At 38.3% G+C, this 21,103-nt stretch carries 14 protein-coding genes; 13 read left to right on the top strand and 1 reads right to left on the bottom strand.

The window, feature by feature from the left end; genetic code table 11:
- Positions 1 to 580: 580 nt before the first annotated feature.
- The 13 genes from BLR11_RS12340 (at position 581) to BLR11_RS12280 (ending at position 20,547) form a co-directional block, all read left to right on the top strand.
- Complete coding sequence (locus BLR11_RS12340; protein ID WP_091652604.1) at positions 581 to 2,026, top strand: 4-hydroxyphenylacetate 3-hydroxylase family protein; 1,446 nt, start codon at positions 581 to 583, stop codon at positions 2,024 to 2,026.
- 10 nt (positions 2,027 to 2,036) lie between these two features.
- Positions 2,037 to 2,318 carry a hypothetical protein gene (locus tag BLR11_RS12335; RefSeq protein ID WP_091652601.1) on the top strand — a complete coding sequence of 94 codons (282 nt, stop codon included), beginning with the start codon at positions 2,037 to 2,039 and terminating at the stop codon, positions 2,316 to 2,318.
- Between the two features lie 172 nt (positions 2,319 to 2,490).
- A complete protein-coding gene (locus BLR11_RS12330; RefSeq protein WP_091652599.1) occupies positions 2,491 to 3,810 on the top strand; it encodes an MFS transporter in 1,320 nt (439 codons plus the stop codon).
- Between the two features lie 324 nt (positions 3,811 to 4,134).
- Positions 4,135 to 4,890, top strand: a complete 756-nt coding sequence (locus BLR11_RS12325; protein WP_176762985.1) for an SDR family NAD(P)-dependent oxidoreductase — start codon at positions 4,135 to 4,137, stop codon at positions 4,888 to 4,890.
- Positions 4,891 to 4,943: 53 nt separating this feature from the next.
- Positions 4,944 to 5,705 (top strand): SDR family NAD(P)-dependent oxidoreductase, encoded by a 762-nt coding sequence (locus BLR11_RS12320; protein WP_091652593.1) that lies wholly within the window; start codon positions 4,944 to 4,946, stop codon positions 5,703 to 5,705.
- A 40-nt stretch (positions 5,706 to 5,745) separates the two neighbouring features.
- Positions 5,746 to 7,407, top strand: a complete 1,662-nt coding sequence (gene ilvD, locus BLR11_RS12315) for a dihydroxy-acid dehydratase (protein WP_091652591.1) — start codon at positions 5,746 to 5,748, stop codon at positions 7,405 to 7,407.
- Between the two features lie 21 nt (positions 7,408 to 7,428).
- Positions 7,429 to 8,832 (top strand): FAD-binding oxidoreductase, encoded by a 1,404-nt coding sequence (locus tag BLR11_RS12310; protein WP_091652588.1) that lies wholly within the window; start codon positions 7,429 to 7,431, stop codon positions 8,830 to 8,832.
- A 24-nt stretch (positions 8,833 to 8,856) separates the two neighbouring features.
- Entirely contained in the window at positions 8,857 to 9,618 is a 762-nt protein-coding gene (locus BLR11_RS12305; protein WP_176762984.1) for an SDR family oxidoreductase, read from the top strand.
- 70 nt (positions 9,619 to 9,688) lie between these two features.
- Entirely contained in the window at positions 9,689 to 11,416 is a 1,728-nt protein-coding gene (gene ilvD / locus BLR11_RS12300) for a dihydroxy-acid dehydratase (protein ID WP_218118812.1), read from the top strand.
- Positions 11,417 to 11,492: 76 nt separating this feature from the next.
- The gene (nifJ, locus tag BLR11_RS12295; RefSeq protein WP_091652585.1) at positions 11,493 to 15,023 is read left to right on the top strand and encodes a pyruvate:ferredoxin (flavodoxin) oxidoreductase; all 3,531 of its coding nucleotides are present in this window, start codon (positions 11,493 to 11,495) and stop codon (positions 15,021 to 15,023) included.
- A gap of 86 nt (positions 15,024 to 15,109) precedes the next feature.
- Positions 15,110 to 17,083, top strand: a complete 1,974-nt coding sequence (locus tag BLR11_RS12290; RefSeq protein WP_091652582.1) for a YjhG/YagF family D-xylonate dehydratase — start codon at positions 15,110 to 15,112, stop codon at positions 17,081 to 17,083.
- Between the two features lie 1,068 nt (positions 17,084 to 18,151).
- Positions 18,152 to 19,513, top strand: a complete 1,362-nt coding sequence (locus tag BLR11_RS12285) for an MFS transporter (protein ID WP_091652580.1) — start codon at positions 18,152 to 18,154, stop codon at positions 19,511 to 19,513.
- A gap of 32 nt (positions 19,514 to 19,545) precedes the next feature.
- Positions 19,546 to 20,547 (top strand): PdxA family dehydrogenase, encoded by a 1,002-nt coding sequence (locus tag BLR11_RS12280; protein ID WP_091652577.1) that lies wholly within the window; start codon positions 19,546 to 19,548, stop codon positions 20,545 to 20,547.
- A gap of 265 nt (positions 20,548 to 20,812) precedes the next feature.
- On the opposite strand, the gene BLR11_RS12275 is transcribed toward BLR11_RS12280, so the two are convergent.
- A partial coding sequence (locus tag BLR11_RS12275) for a transposase (protein WP_176762982.1) occupies positions 20,813 to 21,103 on the bottom strand: 291 nt, incomplete at its 5' end.

The following is a 21,103-nucleotide window of genomic DNA, read 5'->3' as shown; positions in this document are numbered from 1 at the left end:
TCGCTACTTACCTTTTCGGAGTTTTGATGGCTTTTTCCTTTTTTTACTTTTGCGAACTTAATTGTACTCTATCCGATTATCTAAACCTAAAATAAGTGGTAGAAATAATAACTAATTAGTTTTTGTATAAATAGGCAAAATAAATAATTGAGTGTAGATTACTGAATTTGCATAGCTAATAAGAAAAAAAAATTATTCAGATCGAGAATATATAGAAAAATAGCAATTTAATTTAAGCAAAACTATGGGTTAAAATAAGATATTGACTATGAAAATGCTTGTAAAAACTATTAAAATGAATGTATTTTAATAAATAAATTTATTAGCGGAAAAAATATATATGGAAATTATTTTCTCAATCAACGTTTACAAAATAATATACATAAAATAAAGTAAATACATTGACGTAATAAAAAATAGGAATTATAATAAATACATAGTTCGCATATACAATATGATACTTATATATGAATAAGAACATATATATACGATTCGATTCACATATAGGAATTAAAGCGTATAGTAAACAAGTACGGCAAAGATAAATCATTTATACCAATATAAAGGAGCTTGATACAAAATGATGACTGGACAGGAGTATATAGAGAGTCTTCGTAAACGTAAAATTAAAGTATATTTAAAAGGAAAACAAATTCCTGCGCAAGAGTTAGTAGATCATCCATTTATTCGGGGACATGTTGCTTCTGCGGCATTAACATATGATTTAGCGCATGACCCAGTGTATGAAAATTTAATGACAACAACTTCTCATTTAACAGGGAAAAAAATAAATCGGTTTACTCATATTCATCAAAATGTAGATGATTTATTAAAGAAAGTAAAAATGCTGCGCATGATTTCTCAAAAAACGGGAACTTGCTATCAAAGATGTGTTGGGTTTGACGCAATGAATGCTACGTATGCGACAACATACGAAATAGATCAGAAACATGGTACTCAATATCATGATCGTTTCAAGAAATTTTTAGAGTATATTCAAAAAACAGATTTTATGGTTTCTGGAGCTATGACAGACCCTAAAGGTGATCGGAGTTTAAGACCTTCACAACAAGCAGATCCGGATTTATTTGTTCATGTTGTAAAAAAGACGGATGAAGGTATTGTTATCCGCGGGGCGAAAGCACATGCTACGGGTATGGTAAATTCTCATGAAATGTTGATTATGCCAACTATTAGTATGAAACCAGAAGATGCAGAGTATGCTGTTTGTTGTGCTTTACCTACTGATGCTCCCGGGGTTCTCCATATTTTTGGCCGTCAAACAAATGATGACCGTAAAATGGAAGGGGAAATTGATCAAGGCAATGCTAAATACGGTATTGTCGGGGGAGAGTGTTTGACGGTTCTTAATGATGTTTTCGTTCCGTGGGAACGAGTTTTCATGTGTGGTGAAACCGAATTTGCAGGTATGTTGGTAAATCGGTTTGCTAGTTATCACCGTCAAAATTATGGTGGATGTAAGAGTGGTGTTTCCGATATTGTAATTGGCGCAACGGCTGCAATTGCTGATATGGGTGGATATAGTAAAGCTAGCCACGTGAAATCAAAACTAAATGAAATGATTCATTTAACGGAAACGTTATATGCTTGTTCCATTGCTTGTTCTGCTGAAGGGTATCAGCTTCCTTGTGGTTCTTGTTTTGTAAATCCTTTGCTTGCTAATGTAGGTAAGCATAATGTAACTAGGTATATATATGAGATTGATCGTATTGCGCAAGATCTTGCAGGAGGTTTTATTGCAACTTTGCCGTCAGAATCTGATCTTCGTGATCCTGAAATAGGTCAATATGTAACAAAATATTTCCAAGGAGTCAAAGGGGTAGCGACGGAAGACAGACTGCGAGTAGCACGATTAATTGAAAATATGACTGGGGGAACAGCGCTGGTTGAAAGCATGCATGGTGCAGGATCTCCGCAGGCACAGGAAGTAATGTATTCTAAACTCGCGAATCTTGAGAACAAGAAAAAAATGGCACTTCGCATTGCGGGTGTAAAGGTAGACTGAAGAAGAAATCATGGTTATAGGCGTTAAATTTTGTGGAAATTGCAATCCCTATATTGATATGCGTGCCCTTTTATCGGAAGTGCAGAAATCAGATCCATCTATAGTATTTTGTATGGATGAGAGTCAAAAAGTAGACGGATGGCTTTTATTGAATGCTTGTCCTACAGGTTGTCTCAAAAAAGGTGAGTTTATCCCTTCTGTAGTAGTGACCAATGAATCTATTAATTATTGGCCTGTGGAAAAAGAAAAATTAGTAGATTATGTATTGCAATCCCTGCAACATCTAATTTAGGATAAACGTGTTAGATATAAGTGTATAAAATAATATATCAAAGGAGGCAGTTGAACTATTTTATAGTATGCTCTTATATTTGTTTCACCATATAAAGATTCAATCGTAGTTAGGCAGAAATGTTATATGTAAGTACAATAAATTATATGATTTTGTGTGGAGGTGTTTTTAATTGTCGAACGAAGCGCTTGAAAAAAGTACTATGAGCAAAGCAAGTCGACGTCTTTTGCCGTATTTGTTACTTGTTTTTTGTCTATGTTATATTGACAGAACAAATCTTGGCTTTGCGGGCTTGACAATGAATAAGGAACTCGGTTTGACAGCATCTGTCTTTGGATTTGGTGCAGGACTCTTTTTTATTGGATATTTCTTATTTGAAGTTCCTAGCAATTTGTGTTTGGCACGTTTTGGTGCTCGTCGCTGGATTGCTCGAATCATGGTTTCTTGGGGTTTGGTTGCTACTTTAATGTGTTTAATCCAAGGTGAAAACAGCTTTTTAGCTATGCGATTCTTGTTAGGTGCAACTGAAGCTGGCTTTTTCCCGGGAGTTATTTATTACATTGGTAATTGGTTCCCTACTCGTCATAGAGGCGTTGCTTTATCTCGTTTTAATTTGGCGCAGCCGATTGCCTTGGTTGTTGGCTCTATTGTTTCTGGCTTTCTGATTGGTTCTATGGACGGAGTGTTAGGATATTCGGGCTGGAGATGGTTGTTTGTAGCTGAAGGTATTCCTACCGTTATTTTAGGCATTGTTACATTATATTATTTAACGGATACACCAGCTGATGCAAAATGGTTAACGGAAGAAGAACGTCAGTGGCTGATAAATGAAATGAATCAAGAAGCGGAAGCTATTAAGGGGGCCAATAAAGATTATAGTATTATTCAAGCTTTATTACATCCCAGCATTTTGATATTAGGCCTTGCGTATTTCTTAGCTATTTGTGAAGGCGTTTATGGTTTGAATATGTGGATTCCACAGATGATTAATGCGTGGAGTGGATTGCCGGCTTGGCAAATCGGTCTTGTTGGAGCGCTTCCTTTTGTTTGTGCTGCTATTGCACTTCCGATTATTGGTAAAAGCTCTGATAATCATCATGAAAGAAAATGGCATCTTACAGGCTGTTTAATTGCAGGGGCAGCAGGATTACTTCTGAGTGCTTATTTTAGTAATAATTTTGTATTGACTATGTTCTTCCTGTGTATTGCCGCTATTGGCATGTTCAGCGCGATTCCATTGTTCTGGACTGTTCCAGCTATGATTTTGACTGGCCCGGCAGCCGCTGGCGGGATTGCTGTTATTAACTCTATTGGCAATTTGGGTGGTTTCTTTGGACCTACAGCTGTTGGGTATGTTCGTACGGCTACTGGTACATTTATGGGAGGCCTGCTTTTATTAGGCGCCAGCGTTCTTCTTGGTGCTGTTATTGTATATGGCATGTGCAAAAAATATGAACATAAAGTTGATCTTTTTGATGAAGGTCAAAAATAAGTAGAATAGTAGGTTTTCAATTTTGCAATTGACAAGAAGTCAGTATGTGCAGCTTGTCATTAAAAAATATCTACTAGATAATATGTTTTTTGGATCATGCATCGTTATGGTGAGAGACAATATAATATATTTGGTAGATAAAAATGGCTCTGCAGACGTGGTCTCTAGAGCCATTTTTGTCTATATTAGAGAATTTTTCATAGGCAGGGGATTAAAACTAAGCAATCGATTGTGATACAATTCACAATATAAACGCGCCAGAAGATATAAAAAGTGCTAAATTTTAATACTTCATTATGTATTGTAACAATAGGAGGTGCTAATGTGAATGAATTTTTAGACAAAGTTGTTCTAATTACGGGAGGGAATCAAGGGATTGGAAGTATTGCTGCTAAAAAGTTCTGCAAGGAAGGGGCGCATTGTTTTATTGCCAGTCAGTTTTTGGATAAGTGCGAAGCATATGCAGCACAATTGAGTGCAGACGGATATATGGCAACGGGTGCGTATGTTGATGTAACTGATTCAGAAAGTGTAAAAAAATTAGTTATAGAAATAGAAAATCGTTTTGGACATATTGATATATTGATTAATATGGCGGGAATTTGTACAACAACAAAGTTTAATGAAGTAACTCCGGAGCAATGGAATAAAGTTATGAATGTTAATGCCTTTGGAACTTTTTATATTACTCAACAAGTCATAGAATCTATGAAACGAACAGATACCAAAGGTGTTATCGTCAACGCGGCGTCTATTGCAGCTAAAACAGGAGCCGGGGCAGTCGGTGTAGATTATTCAGCAAGTAAAGCCTCTATTGTGAATATAACTATTTCTGCAGCAACCTATGGAGCTCGTTATGGCATTCGTGTGAATGCAGTAGCGCCGGGGCCGATTGCAACAGATATGACAAGTGTATGGGATACTGGAATGTGTGAAAAACTTGTGAAGACAATTCCTTTAGGGCGGACTTTTGGGAAAGCAGAAGATGTTGCAGAAGCGATTGTTTTCCTTGCTAGTCCTAAGGCTAAGTATATATCTGGAGAAATACTTGATATTAATGGTGCGGCTTATTGTGATTGAACATGAATATATGTCTTTTTTGAAAGTTCTTAAAATATAAATGGAGGAAGGCCATGTTTAATACATTACAACTGGACAATAAGGTGGCAATTGTTACAGGTGGAACAAAAGGCATTGGATGGGGTATTGCAGAAGGATTAGCACAAGCGGGAGCGGCTGTTGTTATTGCCAGTCGACATCAAGATGAATGCGATGCAGCAGCGAGTCGATTAGGACAATTCAATATTAAAGCGATTGGAATGAAAACGGATGTCACGATCCAAACGGAAGTACAGAATTTAATTGATAGAACAGTAGAAACTTTTGGACATTTAGATATTATTATTAATAATGCAGGGAGTGCTGTAACAAAAAAAGCAGAAGAATTGAAGGAAGAGGACTGGAATAGAGTCATTGATATAGATCTTAAATCCGTATTTTTTTGTTCACAGGCAGCTGGCCGTGTTATGATAACACAAAATCATGGAAAGATAATTAATATAGCGTCTATGTTGGGACTTGTAGCAGAAAAACAAGTTCTTCCTTATTGTGCTGCCAAAGGGGGCGTTTTGCAGATGACCAAAGCGTTAGCTTTGGAATGGGCACGATATAATATCCAAGTAAATGCTATTTGTCCAGGATATGTAGTTACATCAATTAATAAAGAAGAACTTCACCAAGAAAAAGTATTTAATCATATTATTGCTAAGATTCCTATGCGGCGTTTTGGGGAACCTGATGATATTTCTGGTGCGGCTGTATTCCTGGCGTCGGATGCATCGAATTATATGACGGGACAATCTATCGTTATTGATGGAGGCTGGACTATACAATAATTTAATATTTGCAAATAATAAATTAGGAGAGGTGAAGGTTATGGAATGGCGGAGTAAAAAGTTTTTGGGAGATCAAGAAAAAGGAGCGTTAGCTCGTGGATTGTATCGTTCTATGGGGTATAGTGATAATGATTTTAAAAAACCATTTATTGCAGTTGTCGATACATGGAACAATATTTGTCCGGGACAATTTAATTTGCGGCGTATAGCAGAATATGTGAGAGATGGTATTTATGCAGCAGGAGGAACTCCTGTAGAATTTGGCTCTATTGGCTGTTGTGATGGTATTGCACAGGGACATAATGGAATGCATTATATTTTACCGTCAAGAGAAATAATTGCTTCCAGCGTTGAAGTTATGATGCAGGCCCACATGTTAGATGGCATGGTATTGCTCGGTTCTTGTGATAAAATTGTTCCAGGTCTTTTGATGGCGGCAGCTCGTCTAAATTTACCTGCAATTATGGTCAATGGCGGTCCTATGTATCCAGGGAGATATAAAGGCAAAGATATTGATGTTAACGAAAGTTCAGTATATGTTGGAAAATTTAAATCCGGTAAAGCAACAAAAGAGGAATTAAATGAAGTCGAACATGTTGCCTGTCCGACTCCGGGGTCATGTCAAATGATTGGCACTGCCAATACCATGAGTTGTCTTGCGGAAGGGATGGGTATGTCTCTTACCGGAAGTGCAGCTATTCCTACTGTAGATTCAAAACGGATGCAGGTAGCGAAAGAATCAGGACACCGTATAGTTGAAATGGTTAAGGAAGGGATAACTGCCAGAGATATTATTACGCGTGATTCTTTAGAAAATGCGGTTCGTTTAGGAATGGCTATTGGCGGGTCTACGAATCTTATTTTGCATATTTTAGCAATTGCACATGAAGCCAAGATTGATTTTCAAATTGAAGATTTTGAACAGTTAAGCCGTACAACACCTTATATTGCTTCTCTTATGACGGCAAGTCCGTATGATATGGTTGATTTTTATGAGGCGGGCGGGGTTCCGGCTGTAATGAATCAAATTTCTCATTTATTGCATTCCGATGCCATTACTGTAACAGGGAAGACGATAGGTGAAAATATATGTGATTCTAAAATATTAAATGCAGACGTGATTCATCCTATTAGCAAACCGTATCGTCAGGATGGTGGGTTAGCTATCCTTAAAGGAAATCTAGCACCGCTATCTTGTGTCTGTAAACCGGCAGCAATTCCATTGGAACGTCAGACGCTAAGGGGACTGGCAAAAGTATATGATAGTGAAGAAGCATTGACTAAAGCGATTTATGATGATGAAATCAAAGCAAATGATATTATAGTTGTTCGTTATGAGGGTCCTAAAGGCGGTCCCGGCATGCGGGAAATGTTTACACCTTTAGAACTTTTATTGGGGTATGGTATTGCTGAATCGGTTTTTCTCATTACAGATGGACGTTTTTCAGGTTCCAATAAAGGCGGTTTTATAGGTCATATTTCTCCGGAAGCGGCAGAGGGTGGTCCTATAGCGGTCGTTAAAAATGGTGATCCGATTATAATAGACATTCCCAATCGTCGTCTGGATTTGGATATACCAAAGGATGAATTAGATAAAAGACTTGCAGCATGGATTCAGCCGGAAATTAAAAACAAAGGCGGCTATTTATCGGTATATTCACGTCTTGTTAAGTCCGCTCACTATGGTGCAATTATTGAATAAATTTTTAGGAAGGGGCAACTCATGGAACAGTATAATAAAGTAAGTCCAGAATTAATTCAAAAGTTAACAGATATACTAGGTGTGCATAATATTACTACCAATGCAGAAAAACTAAAAACATATCAAACGGATGAAGAAGCAAATTCTATTTATTTTCATACTCCCGAAGTGGTTGTGTTTCCAGAAACAACGGTTCAGATTGCAGAAATTGTTAAGTTAGCTAATATGTATAAAGTACCTATTACACCTAGAGGTGGCGGAAGCAGCTTGGCATGTGGGGCAATTCCTATTTATAATGGCATAGTACTAGTGATGGACCGGATGAACAAGATAGTAGAAATTAATGAAGATGCTCTTTATGCGGTAGTTCAGGCCGGAGTTGTTACTAATGATCTTCAAAAAGCCGTTAAAGCACATGGATTAGTGTATGCTGGTGATCCCAGCAGCCGTGAAAGCAGCCAAATTGGCGGGAACGTAGCTACTAATGCGGGAGGAAGCCGTGTTATAAAATATGGGACAACGCGGGATCAGATTTATCAAATTCAAATGGTAACACCTCAGGGTGAAATTGTAACGGTGGGAAAACGGCTAGCGAAAAATACAACAGGATATGCTTTAGAAAAACTTATGGCCGGGTCAGAAGGAACGCTGGGAATTATCACCGAATTGACGATGAAACTTAGACCTGTATATCCATATCATTTTGATATGCTGGCTATTTTTAAAAATTTAGATCAAGCCTTAAGTATTCCTAATAAATTGATTAAAGCGGGAGTAACACCTACAGCAATTGAGTTTTTAGATAACAAGGGAATTCAGAGCACGGAGAGATATCTTAAAACAAAACTGCCATATTCTCATGAAGAAGGATTATATATTATTGTAACAATAGAATCTTTCTATCAAGATGATTTGGATAATAAAGTAGCAACAGCTGATGAAATTTGCATGGCAGGCGGTGCGATAAAATCTTTGGTTGCAGATGAACGAATTTGGTCAGCACGCAGAAATATAGGAGAAGCAGCTAGAAGTGATAGTTTAGTTTTTATTGCAGAAGATATTGTAGTTCCTATAGATAAAATTGCGGATCTTATGCATGAACTACCAAAAATTGAAAAAAAATATGGTGTTGCTACGACAACGTCAGCACATATTGGTGATGGAAATATTCATGTTAATGCGTTGAAGATGGATATCCCAATTGATACATGGAATGAAAAAATTGTTCCACAATACCATCAAGATTTATATAGTCTTGTATATCGTCTTGGGGGCTGTTTATCTGGAGAACATGGTATAGGTGCTAAGAAAATTAAGGAAATGAAGACGTTTACAAATCCTGTTGAACTTCAGATGATGAAAACTATAAAACAAGCGTTAGATCCCAATCTTATTTTAAATCCAGGGAAAATATTTGAATATTAATATATCATAAAGGGGAGAATAGAAATGGATATGTCATCTTTTTCTTTAGAAAATAAGTTAGCTGTTGTTACTGGTGGACGACGTGGATTAGGTCAGGGCATTGCTGTTGCATTAGCCAAAGCGGGTGCAGATATTATTTCCATCCAAACAAAAGCTGATTGCTCAGAAACAAGGGAACTTGTTGAGCAATTTGGCAGAAAATGTTATAGCTATCAATGTGATTTGGGTAAGTTGGATAATGCAGAACCTTTGGCTGCAGAATTAGAACGTATATACGGTCCTGTTGATATTTTAGTTAATAATGCAGGAATTCAACGTCGACATTTTTGTGAAGAATTTCCTATAGAAGATTGGGATTTAGTACTGCAAGTGCACTTGCGGGCAACATTTCTTCTCTGCCAAGCCTTTGGTAAACGTATGATCAATCGCGGAGAGGGAAAAATTATTAACATGGCGTCCCTGTTATCATTTTCTGGTGGATATACAGTACCTGCATATGCAGCAGCAAAAGGGGCTATTGCGCAGCTTACAAAAGCATTAGCTAATGAATGGGCTTCAAAAAATATTAATGTTAATGCTGTTGCTCCCGGTTATATGGTAACTGATTTAAATACGGCCTTAATTAATGATGAAGTTCGTAATCGACAGATTTTAGAACGCATCCCCGCGCAGCGCTATGGTAATCCCGGCGAGATAGGCGGAGCGGTTGTGTTTTTAGCATCGGAAGCTGCTAGTTATGTTCATGGAAGTATTCTTGTTGTTGATGGCGGCTGGATGGCGCGTTAAATTAATTAATTATATAGGTTGAATAGTATTGTATAAATTGAATGATTTAATAGCTTGAGAGGAGACCAAAATGATAGAACAGAAGAGTAAACAAACTAGAAAAATATGGCCTCAAGTGGATGCATTAAAATTAGCGATGAATTGGTCTGAAAAAGATTTGGATAAACTTCAAATCCTAGTAGATGATGTTCAAGGAGAAAGTCATCCGGGAAGCTACCATTTAGATACACTTAGTAAGGAATCCTGTGTAGGTGTTTTTGAATCAGGCGGCCGGCCTGCAAAATTTCATGTGACCGATATTTGTGATGGCTGGGCGGAAGGCCATGATGGAATGAATTATATTTTACCTTCACGGGAAGTAATTGCTAATATGGTTGAAATTCATGGAAATGTTATTCCTTGGGATGGACTTATTCTGCTTTCAGGATGTGATAAAGCGGTACCCGCACATTTAATAGCTGCCGCAAGATTAGATTTGCCGACAGTACATATTCCTAGTGGATCACAGCATAGCGGACCTAATTTAACAACTGCTGGTCTTTGCGGCCGTTTAACGGCAAAAGATAAACGAGGCGAGGCGACGGCAGCAGAAATGAGAAATTATAAATTGACAGGGTGTCCAACTTGCGGTGTTTGTCAATTTATGGGAACGGCAAGTACGATGCAATGTATGTCGGAAGCTTTAGGCTTGGCGTTGCCGGGAACTGCGTTAATGCCGGCTATGTTTGGCGAAATTAAACATTATGCCAGGGCAGCAGGATTAGCTGTCATGAATTTGGCAGAAAAAGGTATTACAGCTTCAAAAATTTTAACTAAGGAAGCATTTATTAATGCTATTAAAGTACATGCGGCATTAGGCGGCAGTACTAATGCATTTATTCATTTACCTGCTGTTGCGCATGAATTAGGTATTACTATAGAACCAGATATATTTGATGAAATAAACCGAAAAGTTAAACACTTAGTTAATGTCCAACCTAATGGAAAATACGTAGGTGAATTATTTTGGATGGCCGGCGGAGTTCCTATGGTTGAATGGTTAATTCGCGATTGTTTGGATTTGGATGTAATGACTTGTACAGGAAAAACCTTGGGAGAAAATTTAGAACAATTATGGGAAGATGATTATTTTGTTCGCTGCCAAGGGCATTTACAGACATTTGGCATTAATCCGGAAGATGTTATTACTCCACCTGAAAAAGCAACTATGTATGGTTCTGTTGCTGTTATGAGAGGAAATATTGCTCCTGATGGATCGGTTATCAAATATTCTGCCACCGTATCATCTATGCAGCATCACATTGGTAAAGCTGCGGTGTTTGATTCAGAAGAAGCTGCGTATGATGCAGTGATTAAACGGCACATTCAACCGGATACAGTTGTTGTTATTCGATATGAAGGACCAAAAGGCTCGGGTATGCCAGAAATGCATATGACAACTGATGCTATTATTTATGATGACACTCTTAATAAGTCAGTGGCTGTCGTTACCGATGGACGTTTTTCGGGGGCCAGCAGTGGTCCATGTATTGGGCATGTATCACCGGAAGCAGTTGAAGGAGGGCCGATTGCACTAATAGAAAACGATGATTTGATTGAAATAGATATTCCAAATCGAGCATTGAATATTGTGGGTGTTGCCGGGGTACATAAAACACCTGATGAAATTAGTGAAATTATGATCAATCGGAAGAAAAACTGGAAATTGCCAACATTAAAACCTAAAAAGGGAATATTAAAAATATATACGAAATTAGCAGTGTCAGGTATGGCAGGAGCATATATGGATATAGACTGATATAGTATATATACATTTTTTCTTAAAAATATAGTGATAATTTCATTCAGCAGAAGTATTAAAGGAGATGTTTATTTTGGCAAAAAGAGTAACAAAAACAATGGATGGAAATGAAGCCGCGGCATATATATCGTATGCGTTTACAGAAGTAGCAACAATTTATCCTATTACGCCATCATCACCGATGGCGGAACATGTTGATGTATGGTCTGCACAAGGTAAAAAAAATGTTTTTGGACAACCGGTGAGATTAATGGAAATGCAAGCTGAATGTGGAGCGGTTGGGGCTCTTCATGGTGTTTTGGAAGCAGGTTCACTAGGAACTTCTTATACAGCTTCTCAAGGATTAATGTTGATGATTCCCGTCATGCATCGTATTTCAGCAACATGCAAGCCGGCAGTTCTTCACGTTGCAGCTCGAACAGTAGGTTCTCACGCATTGTCTATTTTTGGTGATCATTCTGATGTTATGGGGTGTCGTAATACGGGATGGGCGATGCTGTGCAGCGGAAGTGTCCAAGAAATTGTAGATTTAGCTGGTGTTGCCCATTTATCTGCGATTAAGGGAAGTTTACCTTTTTTACATTTTTTTGACGGATTTCGCACTTCGCATGAAATTCAAAAAGTGGAAATGTTATCTTATGATGAATTGAAAAATTTGATAGATTATGATGCACTTTATAAATTTAAACATAATGCTCTCAATCCGGACCATCCAACAATTCGCGGAGCCGTTAACAATCCGGATATTTTCTTCCAAAATCGAGAAGCTATTAATGGGCATTATGACCATTTGCCTGATATTGTCCAGAATTATATGGATGAAATTAGCAAATTAACCGGACGTGATTACAAATTATTCAATTATTACGGAGCCCCTGATGCAGAGCAAATTATTGTTGCTATGGGATCTGTAACTGGAACGATTCAAGAGACCGTAGATGCTTTAATTGAAGAAGGGAAAAAAGTTGGTTATTTACAAGTTCACCTTTTCCGTCCATTTTCACTAAAACATTTTTGGGCGTCTTTACCAAAAACTGTAAAGAAGATATCGGTTCTTGATCGAACGAAGGAACCGGGTGCAATTGGAGAACCGCTTTATGAAGATATATGTTCTGCTGTTAAAGAAGCAGGTCTTGATATTTGTGTTTTAGCTGGACGTTATGGATTATCATCAAAGGATATTCCACCTGCTCACATTAAAGCTGTATATGATAATATGGAAACAATGCAGCCTAAGCAGCATTTCACGGTTGGAATTCATGATGATGTGACTCATTTGTCTTTGGAAATTAAACCAATGAAACTGCAGACTGAAGGAAACGTAAGCTGCAAATTCTGGGGATTTGGGTCTGATGGTACTGTAGGAGCCAATAAGAATTCGATTAAAATTATTGGTGACAATACGGATATGTATGTGCAAGCTTATTTTGAATATGATACGAAGAAATCTGGCGGCGTTACAAAGTCTCATCTGCGTTTTGGCAAGAAACCAATTCGTTCTACTTATTATGTAAAACAGGCAGATTTTGTTGCTTGTCATAAAGAAGCGTATATTAACGGATATGATATTGTTGGTGAAATTAAAGAAGGCGGTACATTTCTTTTAAACTGCAGCTGGGATGCAGAAGAATTAGAAAATCAACTCAGCGATAGTGTAAAGAAACAAATAGCTGATAAACATCTTAAATTTTTCACTGTTAATGCAACAAAGATTGCTAAAGAAATTGGATTAGGAAGCAGAACAAATACGGTTCTCCAAGCAGCTTTTTTTAAATTAGCCAACGTTATTCCTATTGATGATGCAGTTAAGTATATGAAGGAAGCAATCCAAAAAACATATGCAGCTAAGGGTCAAAAAATCGTAACTATGAATCAGACAGCGGTTGACCGAGGCGTATCAGATATTGTAGAAATTAGTATTCCAGACAGCTGGAATCAGTTAAATCACATTGCAAAAGATACGGTTGATTCTGCACTTCCCGAATTTGTCAGAAAAATTGCTATCCCCTCCAATAGTCAAAAGGGAGATGACATTCCAGTCAGTGAATTTCTTCCTTATGTAGATGGATCATATCCGGTAGCTACATCAAAGTATGAAAAGCGAAGTATTGCAGTTGATGTTCCGCAGTGGATTCCGGATAACTGCATTCAATGTAATCAATGTTCTATGGTTTGTCCTCATGGGGCTATTCGCCCATATCTTCTTGATGAAGACGAACAGAAAAAAGCTCCTGATAGCTTTATAACTAAAAGTGCTAATACTAAGGATATAAATCAATATGCATTCCGGATGCAGGTTTCACCGTTAGATTGTTACAGTTGTGGCAGTTGTGTAAACGTGTGTCCTGCTAAAAATAAAGCATTGCTTATGAAACCCTTGGAAACACAGCGTACAGAAGCCGACAACTGGAATTATGCACAAACTATAATGGAAAAAAAGACAACGTTAAATAAATTCAGCGTTAAAGGCAGTCAATTTAATACTCCTCTTTTGGAATTTTCTGGAGCGTGTGCAGGCTGTGGAGAAACTCCTTATATGAAACTTCTTACACAACTTTTTGGGCCGCGCATGTACTTAGTAAGCCCTGCTGGGTGTATCCAAGCGTGGGCCTCAGCGCTTCCTTGCGTTCCTTTTACAACAGATAAAAGTGGACATGGCCCAGTTTGGACAAATTCATTGTTTGAAGATAATGCGGAATATGGTATGGGGATGTATCTTTCTTTGATGCAGCAACGAGATGCTATAAAAGAAAAGGTTGAGGAAGTTTTACCTATGGTTGAAGGTCCCCTTAAGGACACTGCACAGCAATGGATAAATTCGGTAGGAATCAAAAACGAAGGAGAAGTTACCCAAGAAATCAGCGAGGCTTTTCTCAATGAATTGAAAAAAGAAAAATTAGATGGTGAGGCTGGTGTGATTCAGACATATTTACTGGCACATGAAGAACATATTGCGAAGAAAACCGTGTGGATTTTTGGTGGGGATGGCTGGGCGTACGATATTGGTTATGGCGGATTAGATCACATTATGGCAACCGATGCGAACGTTAATATTTTTGTTGTAGATACAGAAATATATTCAAATACGGGCGGTCAATCCTCCAAAGCAACTCCGTTGGGAGCGGTAGCTCAATTTTCTGCAGCTGGTCGGCGGTACAATAAAAAAGATTTAGGGCGTATGTTTATGACGTATGGCCATGTCTATGTTGCACAAGTAGCTTTAGGAGCTAATCCGGCACAATTAATTAAAGCAATTAAAGAAGCAGAGGCGTACGACGGGCCTTCCATTATTATTGGATATTCACCTTGTATTAGCCATGGATTGTCTAAAGGTATGGGATATTCACAGATGGAAATGAAAAAAGCTGTTGAATGTGGATACTGGCATCTTTATCGATATAATCCCGACTTAATTAAAGAAGGAAAAAATCCATTTATACTTGATTCCAAAGAACCAACAGGCTCTTTCCGTGAGTTTTTGATGGGAGAAACCCGGTATGCTGCATTGACACGAACATTCCCTGAAGTAGCAGAAAAGTTGTTTTCTAAAGCTGAAGAAAAAGCTAAAGAAAGATATACTATTTACAAAAAACTGTCTGATTAACAGAAGAGTATGTTTTCATCAGATAATAATTGAAATTTTATGTTTTAGCTATATGAATAGTGAGATATAGTTACAAGGAGGAAATTATGGGAGTAGAGACATTATATAAGAATGATTCAAGCGAACTATACCAGATTGTTACCCATGCAGAGGGACCGAAAGGAGTGCTGCCGCTTACGCCGGAATTGCTGAAACAATCTCCCAGCGGCAATGTATTTGGGATGACCATAAATGCGGGAATGGGCTGGAACCCGGAAACATTGGCCAACGGCGATGTTCTGATCATGAGCACTAAAGGCGGTATGCGTGATGATGAAGGCAATACGATCGCTACCGGATTGCATCAGGGGCATTTTGAACTGGACCTGCAAATAAAAGCGGCAGCGAATGCCATTAAGGAGCAGGGATTAGTCCCGCATGCGGCCTATGTGACCGATCCCTGTGACGGACGGACACAAGGAACGACGGGAATGTTTGACTCACTTCCCTACCGGAATGATGCGGCGATAGTGATGAAGCGGCTGATACGATCGATTCCGACGCGACAGGCAGTAATCGGGATCGCTTCCTGTGATAAGGGACTGCCGGCTATGATGATGGCGTTGGCTAGTATGCACAACCTGCCGACGATTATCGTTCCCGGTGGATCGACGATCATGCCTACTAAGGGAGAAGACTTGGGAACCGTACAGACGATAGGGGTACGGTATGCCAATGGCGAATTGTCATTTGAAGATGCGCTGCGTATCGGCTGCAGCTCCTGTGCCAGCTCCGGCGGCGGCTGTCAATTTCTCGGCACTGCGGGCACCTCGCAGGTTATCGCAGAAGGGCTGGGATTTGCTTTAACTCATTCGGCGTTAGCGCCATCCGGGCAGAATATATGGAAAGATATAGCACGGAAATCGGCGATAGCGGCGTTGGATATGAAAAACAAGGGAATTACAACGAAAGATATATTAACGGATGCTGCAATTGAAAATGCGATGGTAATACATGCTGCCTTTGGGGGATCCACGAATCTGCTGCTGCATTTACCGGCGATTGCGTTTTCCGCGGGATGTACACGGCCGACGGTACATGATTGGGCACGAATCAATAAAGAGGTGCCCCGATTGGTAAGCGTACTGCCTATGGGACCGGTGAATTATCCCACGGTAGATGCCTTTATGGCAGGAGGAGTAGCCGAAGTTATGCTGCATTTGCGCAAATTGGGACTGCTGCATGAAGAAGTACTCACGGTAACGGGAAGCACGCTGGGAGAAAACTTGGACTGGTGGGAACAATCCGAACGGCGTGCCGCATGCCGGAAGCATTTGGAAGAAGTAGATCATGTTGATCCAAATGATGTTATCTTCAGTCCGGAACAGGCCAGAGCGAAAGGGATCGGCTCAACGGTTACCTTCCCGATGGGGAATATTGCACCGGAAGGATCCGTAGTAAAATCTACAGCGATAGACCCCAGTGTCATTGACGCCGATCATGTATTCCGTCATACGGCAAAAGTAAAGGTATTTACATCGGAAAAAGAAGCAATCAAAGCATTGAAGCAGGTAGGAGCGATAGAAGCGGGAGATATCATGGTCGTGTTAGGAGCCGGACCGATAGGAACGGGGATGGAAGAAACATACCAATTGACATCGGCCTTAAAACATCTTTCCTTTGGAAAGCATGTTTCCCTTATCACCGATGCCCGTTTTTCCGGCGTATCGACAGGAGCTTGTTTTGGCCATGTAGGGCCGGAAGCCTTGGCAGGAGGGCCGATAGGGAAACTGCGGGATGGGGATATAGTAGAGATCATAGTAGATTTAAATAAATTGGAAGGAAGCTTGAATTTTATCGGGACAGCAGATAAGAAGCTGACGTATGAAGAAGGAGCGACGGTACTGGCAGCGCGGGAAAACAATCCGGATATACATCCCGATGAAGACTTGCCGGATGATACCCGATTATGGGCGGCACTGCAGGATGTAAGCGGAGGTACATGGAAAGGTACCGTGTATGATGTGGATCGTATTATTGAGGTATTAAAGGCGGGAAAACAGGCGTTGGATCATAAATGATAGACGGCAGAAATTCTGCAAGGTCCGTCAGCGGGCAATAGGGAGCCGGACTACCGCTGTAAAATGAAATTTTTCAAGTTTTGAAAAGAGTTGTCATAAACGGAACATCCGATTAGTTGGATGTTCCGTTTTTTGTCTATTACTGATTTTTCTTTTACTGCTTCATGACAAGAAAACTTTTGCCTCTGTCTGCCGTTGCTGTTTTTTTAAGAGGTTAATGGTAAAACGCTGCAGAGATATTCAATCGCTTTTTGCATACTGGGAGAAACGCGGTCAGATATTTTTAGAACTATATGCAGACTACTTTTTCGTTCTACAAAAGTAGCAAAATAACTTTTGTTTTTCCCACGGCTTGAAGCCATCGAAGCAAGCTTTCCTTGATACATCCCATTATACGTGGTTTTAAAACTGACTTTCCCCAAAGTAACTGGTGATGACATTTCCTCAGAAGACGCTGTTAAAAACAGCGTTTATTCCCTTATGACGGTAATGGTTTTATCATACTTGCCATAAGGTTTGGAATAGGTTCTTCGTTTTCATAGTGTTGAGAAACATCCTCTGCTACATAGACATCTTTTGTTGCCACATAAGATAATCATTGTTTAATGGTGTGTGGTAACTTCATTTTACAATAAATTATAAAAGTAAATATTTTACTGCAATAAAATAAACAATATGTTTCTCGAAACGTATTGCATGAAACAATTGAAACAATGCGTTTCTAAAAAAATAAAATAATAATATAAAACAATAAAAAACATATAGCAATTACTATAAATGCATATGATATATAGCGTATACGTTTATAGTAATATACTATATGTAGATATAGTATTGATAATATAATTATAAAACATATATATAATAACAATGGCACAATTATTGCATATAAATAAATAAGACGTCAAAATAATAACATTGCAATGGAAGCATAATTTAATGCATCATTATTTGTACTTTAGGTTCAATTGATTACAACCTTTAATTTATTGAAGTATGGAAAAATTGTTTTAGCAATATGCAATATAAATTAAGCTAATTTATTATTAATTGAAATGGAGAGGAATTATGAATAACGTAGCGGAAAATTTAGAAGAAAAAGACTGCATATCAAGAAAATTTGATAATCCCTTAGAAGTATCACAAAAGGAACAACCGACTAAAAAACGTTTTATTGTATTGTTTGTAATCTGTCTAATTTATTTAATTACATATCTAGACCGTGTAAATATTTCAATAGCAGCTCCTTTTATGATGGAAGAATTTGGTTTGAATAAAATGCAGTGGGGTATAGTTCTTTCCGTATTTTCTTGGACCTATGCAATTTCACAAGTACCAGTTGGGATGCTCTGTGATAAGTTTGGTGCTAGAAAAACACTATCTATTATTGTTACGTGGTGGTCTGTTTTTACGGTTGCTACATCGTGGGTCTGGAATACCGCATCTTTGGTAATTGTTAGACTTATGTTTGGGTTGGGTGAAGGTGGGGCCTTCCCTTCAGCTACTCGTGCGTTGGCTCATTGGATACCAGCCACAGAACGTGGGTTTGCACAAGGACTTACACACGGATTTTCGCGTTTTGGTGGTGCCGTTACCCCAATGATAGCGGCATTTATTATGTCGTTGTGGGGGTGGCGTTCATGCTTTGAAATTTTTTCTGTTATTGGTTTGATCTGGGCAGGTGTTTGGTGGTTTTGGTTTCGAGATACACCGGAAGAATATAAGGAAAAGTGGGGCGGGATCAATCAGATTGAAATTGATAAAATTCAAGGAGCGAAGGACACAATTGTAAAATCTAAGCCAAAACTTAAATTTAAACAATTATTGAAAAGTAAAAATGCATGGTTTTTGTGTCTGAGTTATCCAACATATTGTTATACAGTATGGATTTTTATGACGTGGCTGCCTAGTTATTTAGTGGAGGCTCGTGGGTTTGATTTGCTGCATATGGGATTTTTTGCCAGTATTCCCCTATTGGCGGGTACTGTGGGAGATACGTTAGGTGGAATTATTTCTGATAAAATTTGGAAAAAAACTGGAAATGGAAAATTAGCACGCCGTATTGTACCTATGTCTGGGATGTGTATTGCAGCGGCGTTTATGATTCCGGGCGCACTTACTGAATCTGCATATATGGCAGTGTTTTTTATGGCCTGTTCTTTGTTTGGACTGGAAATGGCAGTTGGGGTATATTGGGCAACTTGCCTTGATATTGGAAATGATTATGCGGGAACTATTTCTGGTTTTATGAATACTATTGGTAATATTGGTTCTGCTTTATCACCACTTGTTTTTGGAGCTGTTTTGCAAATCACAGGTTCATGGATTTATCCATTTATGGTTGCATCTTCAATCCTTGTTATAGGTGCATTGTTATGGTTAAAAGTTAATCCGGAGATGAAGATTGCTGATGAATTGAATCTCGAATAATAATTATTTTGTACATAATAGGAGGAAAAAAAATGAAACCAATTTTAGGAATATTTTTAGGAGAAGCAGCTGGAGTAGGTCCAGAAATTATTGCTAAACTCGTAGCAGAAAAAGTGGTGCAGGAATATTGCCGTCCGGTTTTGATAGGAGATGTACGCGTACTGCAATTAGGGCAGAAAATAGCTAAAGTAGACTTTCCATTTGTTCGTGTAAGTCATGTAAAGGAAATTAACTGGGAAGGGCCTGTTTCCATTCTGGACTTAAAAAACTTTGATCCGGAAACATTAAAAATGGGAGAAATTAATTCTATATCCGGAAAAGCAACGGGAGATGCATTGGTATATTCAATGGAGTTGTTAAAACAACATGAAATTGAAGGATTTGTTTTTGGACCACTCAATAAAGAAGCATATAAACGTGGGGGATATCATGTAGAGGATGAGCATGTATTGTTTGCACAATGCTTGAATTGGATGGATAAGCCACATGGAATTTTAAACGTTATGGATGGATTATGGACATTTCGAGTTACAACACATATACCATTTAAAGAAGTACCTCAATATATTACAAAAGAAAACGTGTTGAAAACAATAGATTTGACTTATTTTACAATGAAAAAAGCAGGGTATGATAATCCTTGTATTGCAATCGCTGCATTGAATCCACATAATGGAGAAGGCGGACTTTGCGGAACAGAAGAAGTCGAAATATTACAGCCCGTAGTTAAAAGTTTGCAGGCTAAAGGGCAAAATGTAGTCGGACCTATTTCGGCAGATACTATCTTTAGACATGCATTTGCAGGAGAATATGATGCAGTGATTACCATGTATCACGATCAAGGACAAATAGCTACGAAATTAAAGGCTTTTGAAGAAGGTGTGACAGTGGCTGGGGGACTCCCGTATGCAATTACGACACCAGAACATGGTACGGCATTTGATATAGCAGGAAAGGGTATTGCCAATACAAATTCGACAAAACAAGCAATCAAATTAGCAGCACAAATGACTGGATGGCGAGATGCCGATTAATTGAAAATACAATACAAGAAAGTATGTTTTTGTAAATTATAGGTACTGCATTTGTAATACAAAATAAAAGGAGATAAAAATATTTATTTCCTTTTATTTTTTTATGAAAAATTATTGATGCATTTTTATACCAGTATCATATAAGAGAGAAAAGCATTTAATAAAGATGATTTTATATAATAAATTGTTTATGTTGTTAAAAATTTAATTTGAGATAGTGTCAAGATAAATGTGTAAACGTTCCTGCAAGCATTTTAGGCTGTTCTTACCGATTAGGATTATCAAACATATTCACTAAATCACTTTCGGCCGCATTGAACCCTAAATGGATTCGAGCAGCTTGCTTTCGATTATAGTCACTGTAATATGTACAAACAAATCGTTCCAGTGATGCCTCGTTTGGGAATTGTTCTTTTAACTTCGCATGATGTTTTAATCCTTTATTATTATTTTCAATGAGGTTCGACGTATAGATACTCCTCTGAATACTCGCTGGAAAACGATAAAACTCAAAGAGTCCGTCCTGACTTGAAAACATATTGGCTAGTTTGGAATA

Origin of the sequence: Megasphaera paucivorans (genome assembly GCF_900103535.1) — a bacterium.
Taxonomy (GTDB): domain Bacteria; phylum Bacillota; class Negativicutes; order Veillonellales; family Megasphaeraceae; genus Megasphaera_A; species Megasphaera_A paucivorans.
The sequence above is the reverse complement of the archived record's forward strand: the minus strand, read 5'-3'. Positions and strand labels throughout refer to the sequence as shown.

Excerpts from the sequence above, each read along its gene's own strand:
- BLR11_RS12340 (WP_091652604.1), top strand. The coding sequence starts at position 581 with ATGATGACTGGACAGGAGTATATAGAGAGTCTTCGTAAACGTAAAATT.
- BLR11_RS12335 (WP_091652601.1), top strand. The coding sequence starts at position 2,037 with ATGGTTATAGGCGTTAAATTTTGTGGAAATTGCAATCCCTATATTGAT.
- BLR11_RS12320 (WP_091652593.1), top strand. The coding sequence starts at position 4,944 with ATGTTTAATACATTACAACTGGACAATAAGGTGGCAATTGTTACAGGT.
- ilvD (WP_091652591.1), top strand. The coding sequence starts at position 5,746 with ATGGAATGGCGGAGTAAAAAGTTTTTGGGAGATCAAGAAAAAGGAGCG.
- BLR11_RS12310 (WP_091652588.1), top strand. The coding sequence starts at position 7,429 with ATGGAACAGTATAATAAAGTAAGTCCAGAATTAATTCAAAAGTTAACA.
- BLR11_RS12305 (WP_176762984.1), top strand. The coding sequence starts at position 8,857 with ATGGATATGTCATCTTTTTCTTTAGAAAATAAGTTAGCTGTTGTTACT.
- ilvD (WP_218118812.1), top strand. The coding sequence starts at position 9,689 with ATGATAGAACAGAAGAGTAAACAAACTAGAAAAATATGGCCTCAAGTG.
- BLR11_RS12290 (WP_091652582.1), top strand. The coding sequence starts at position 15,110 with ATGGGAGTAGAGACATTATATAAGAATGATTCAAGCGAACTATACCAG.
- BLR11_RS12285 (WP_091652580.1), top strand. The coding sequence starts at position 18,152 with ATGAATAACGTAGCGGAAAATTTAGAAGAAAAAGACTGCATATCAAGA.
- BLR11_RS12280 (WP_091652577.1), top strand. The coding sequence starts at position 19,546 with ATGAAACCAATTTTAGGAATATTTTTAGGAGAAGCAGCTGGAGTAGGT.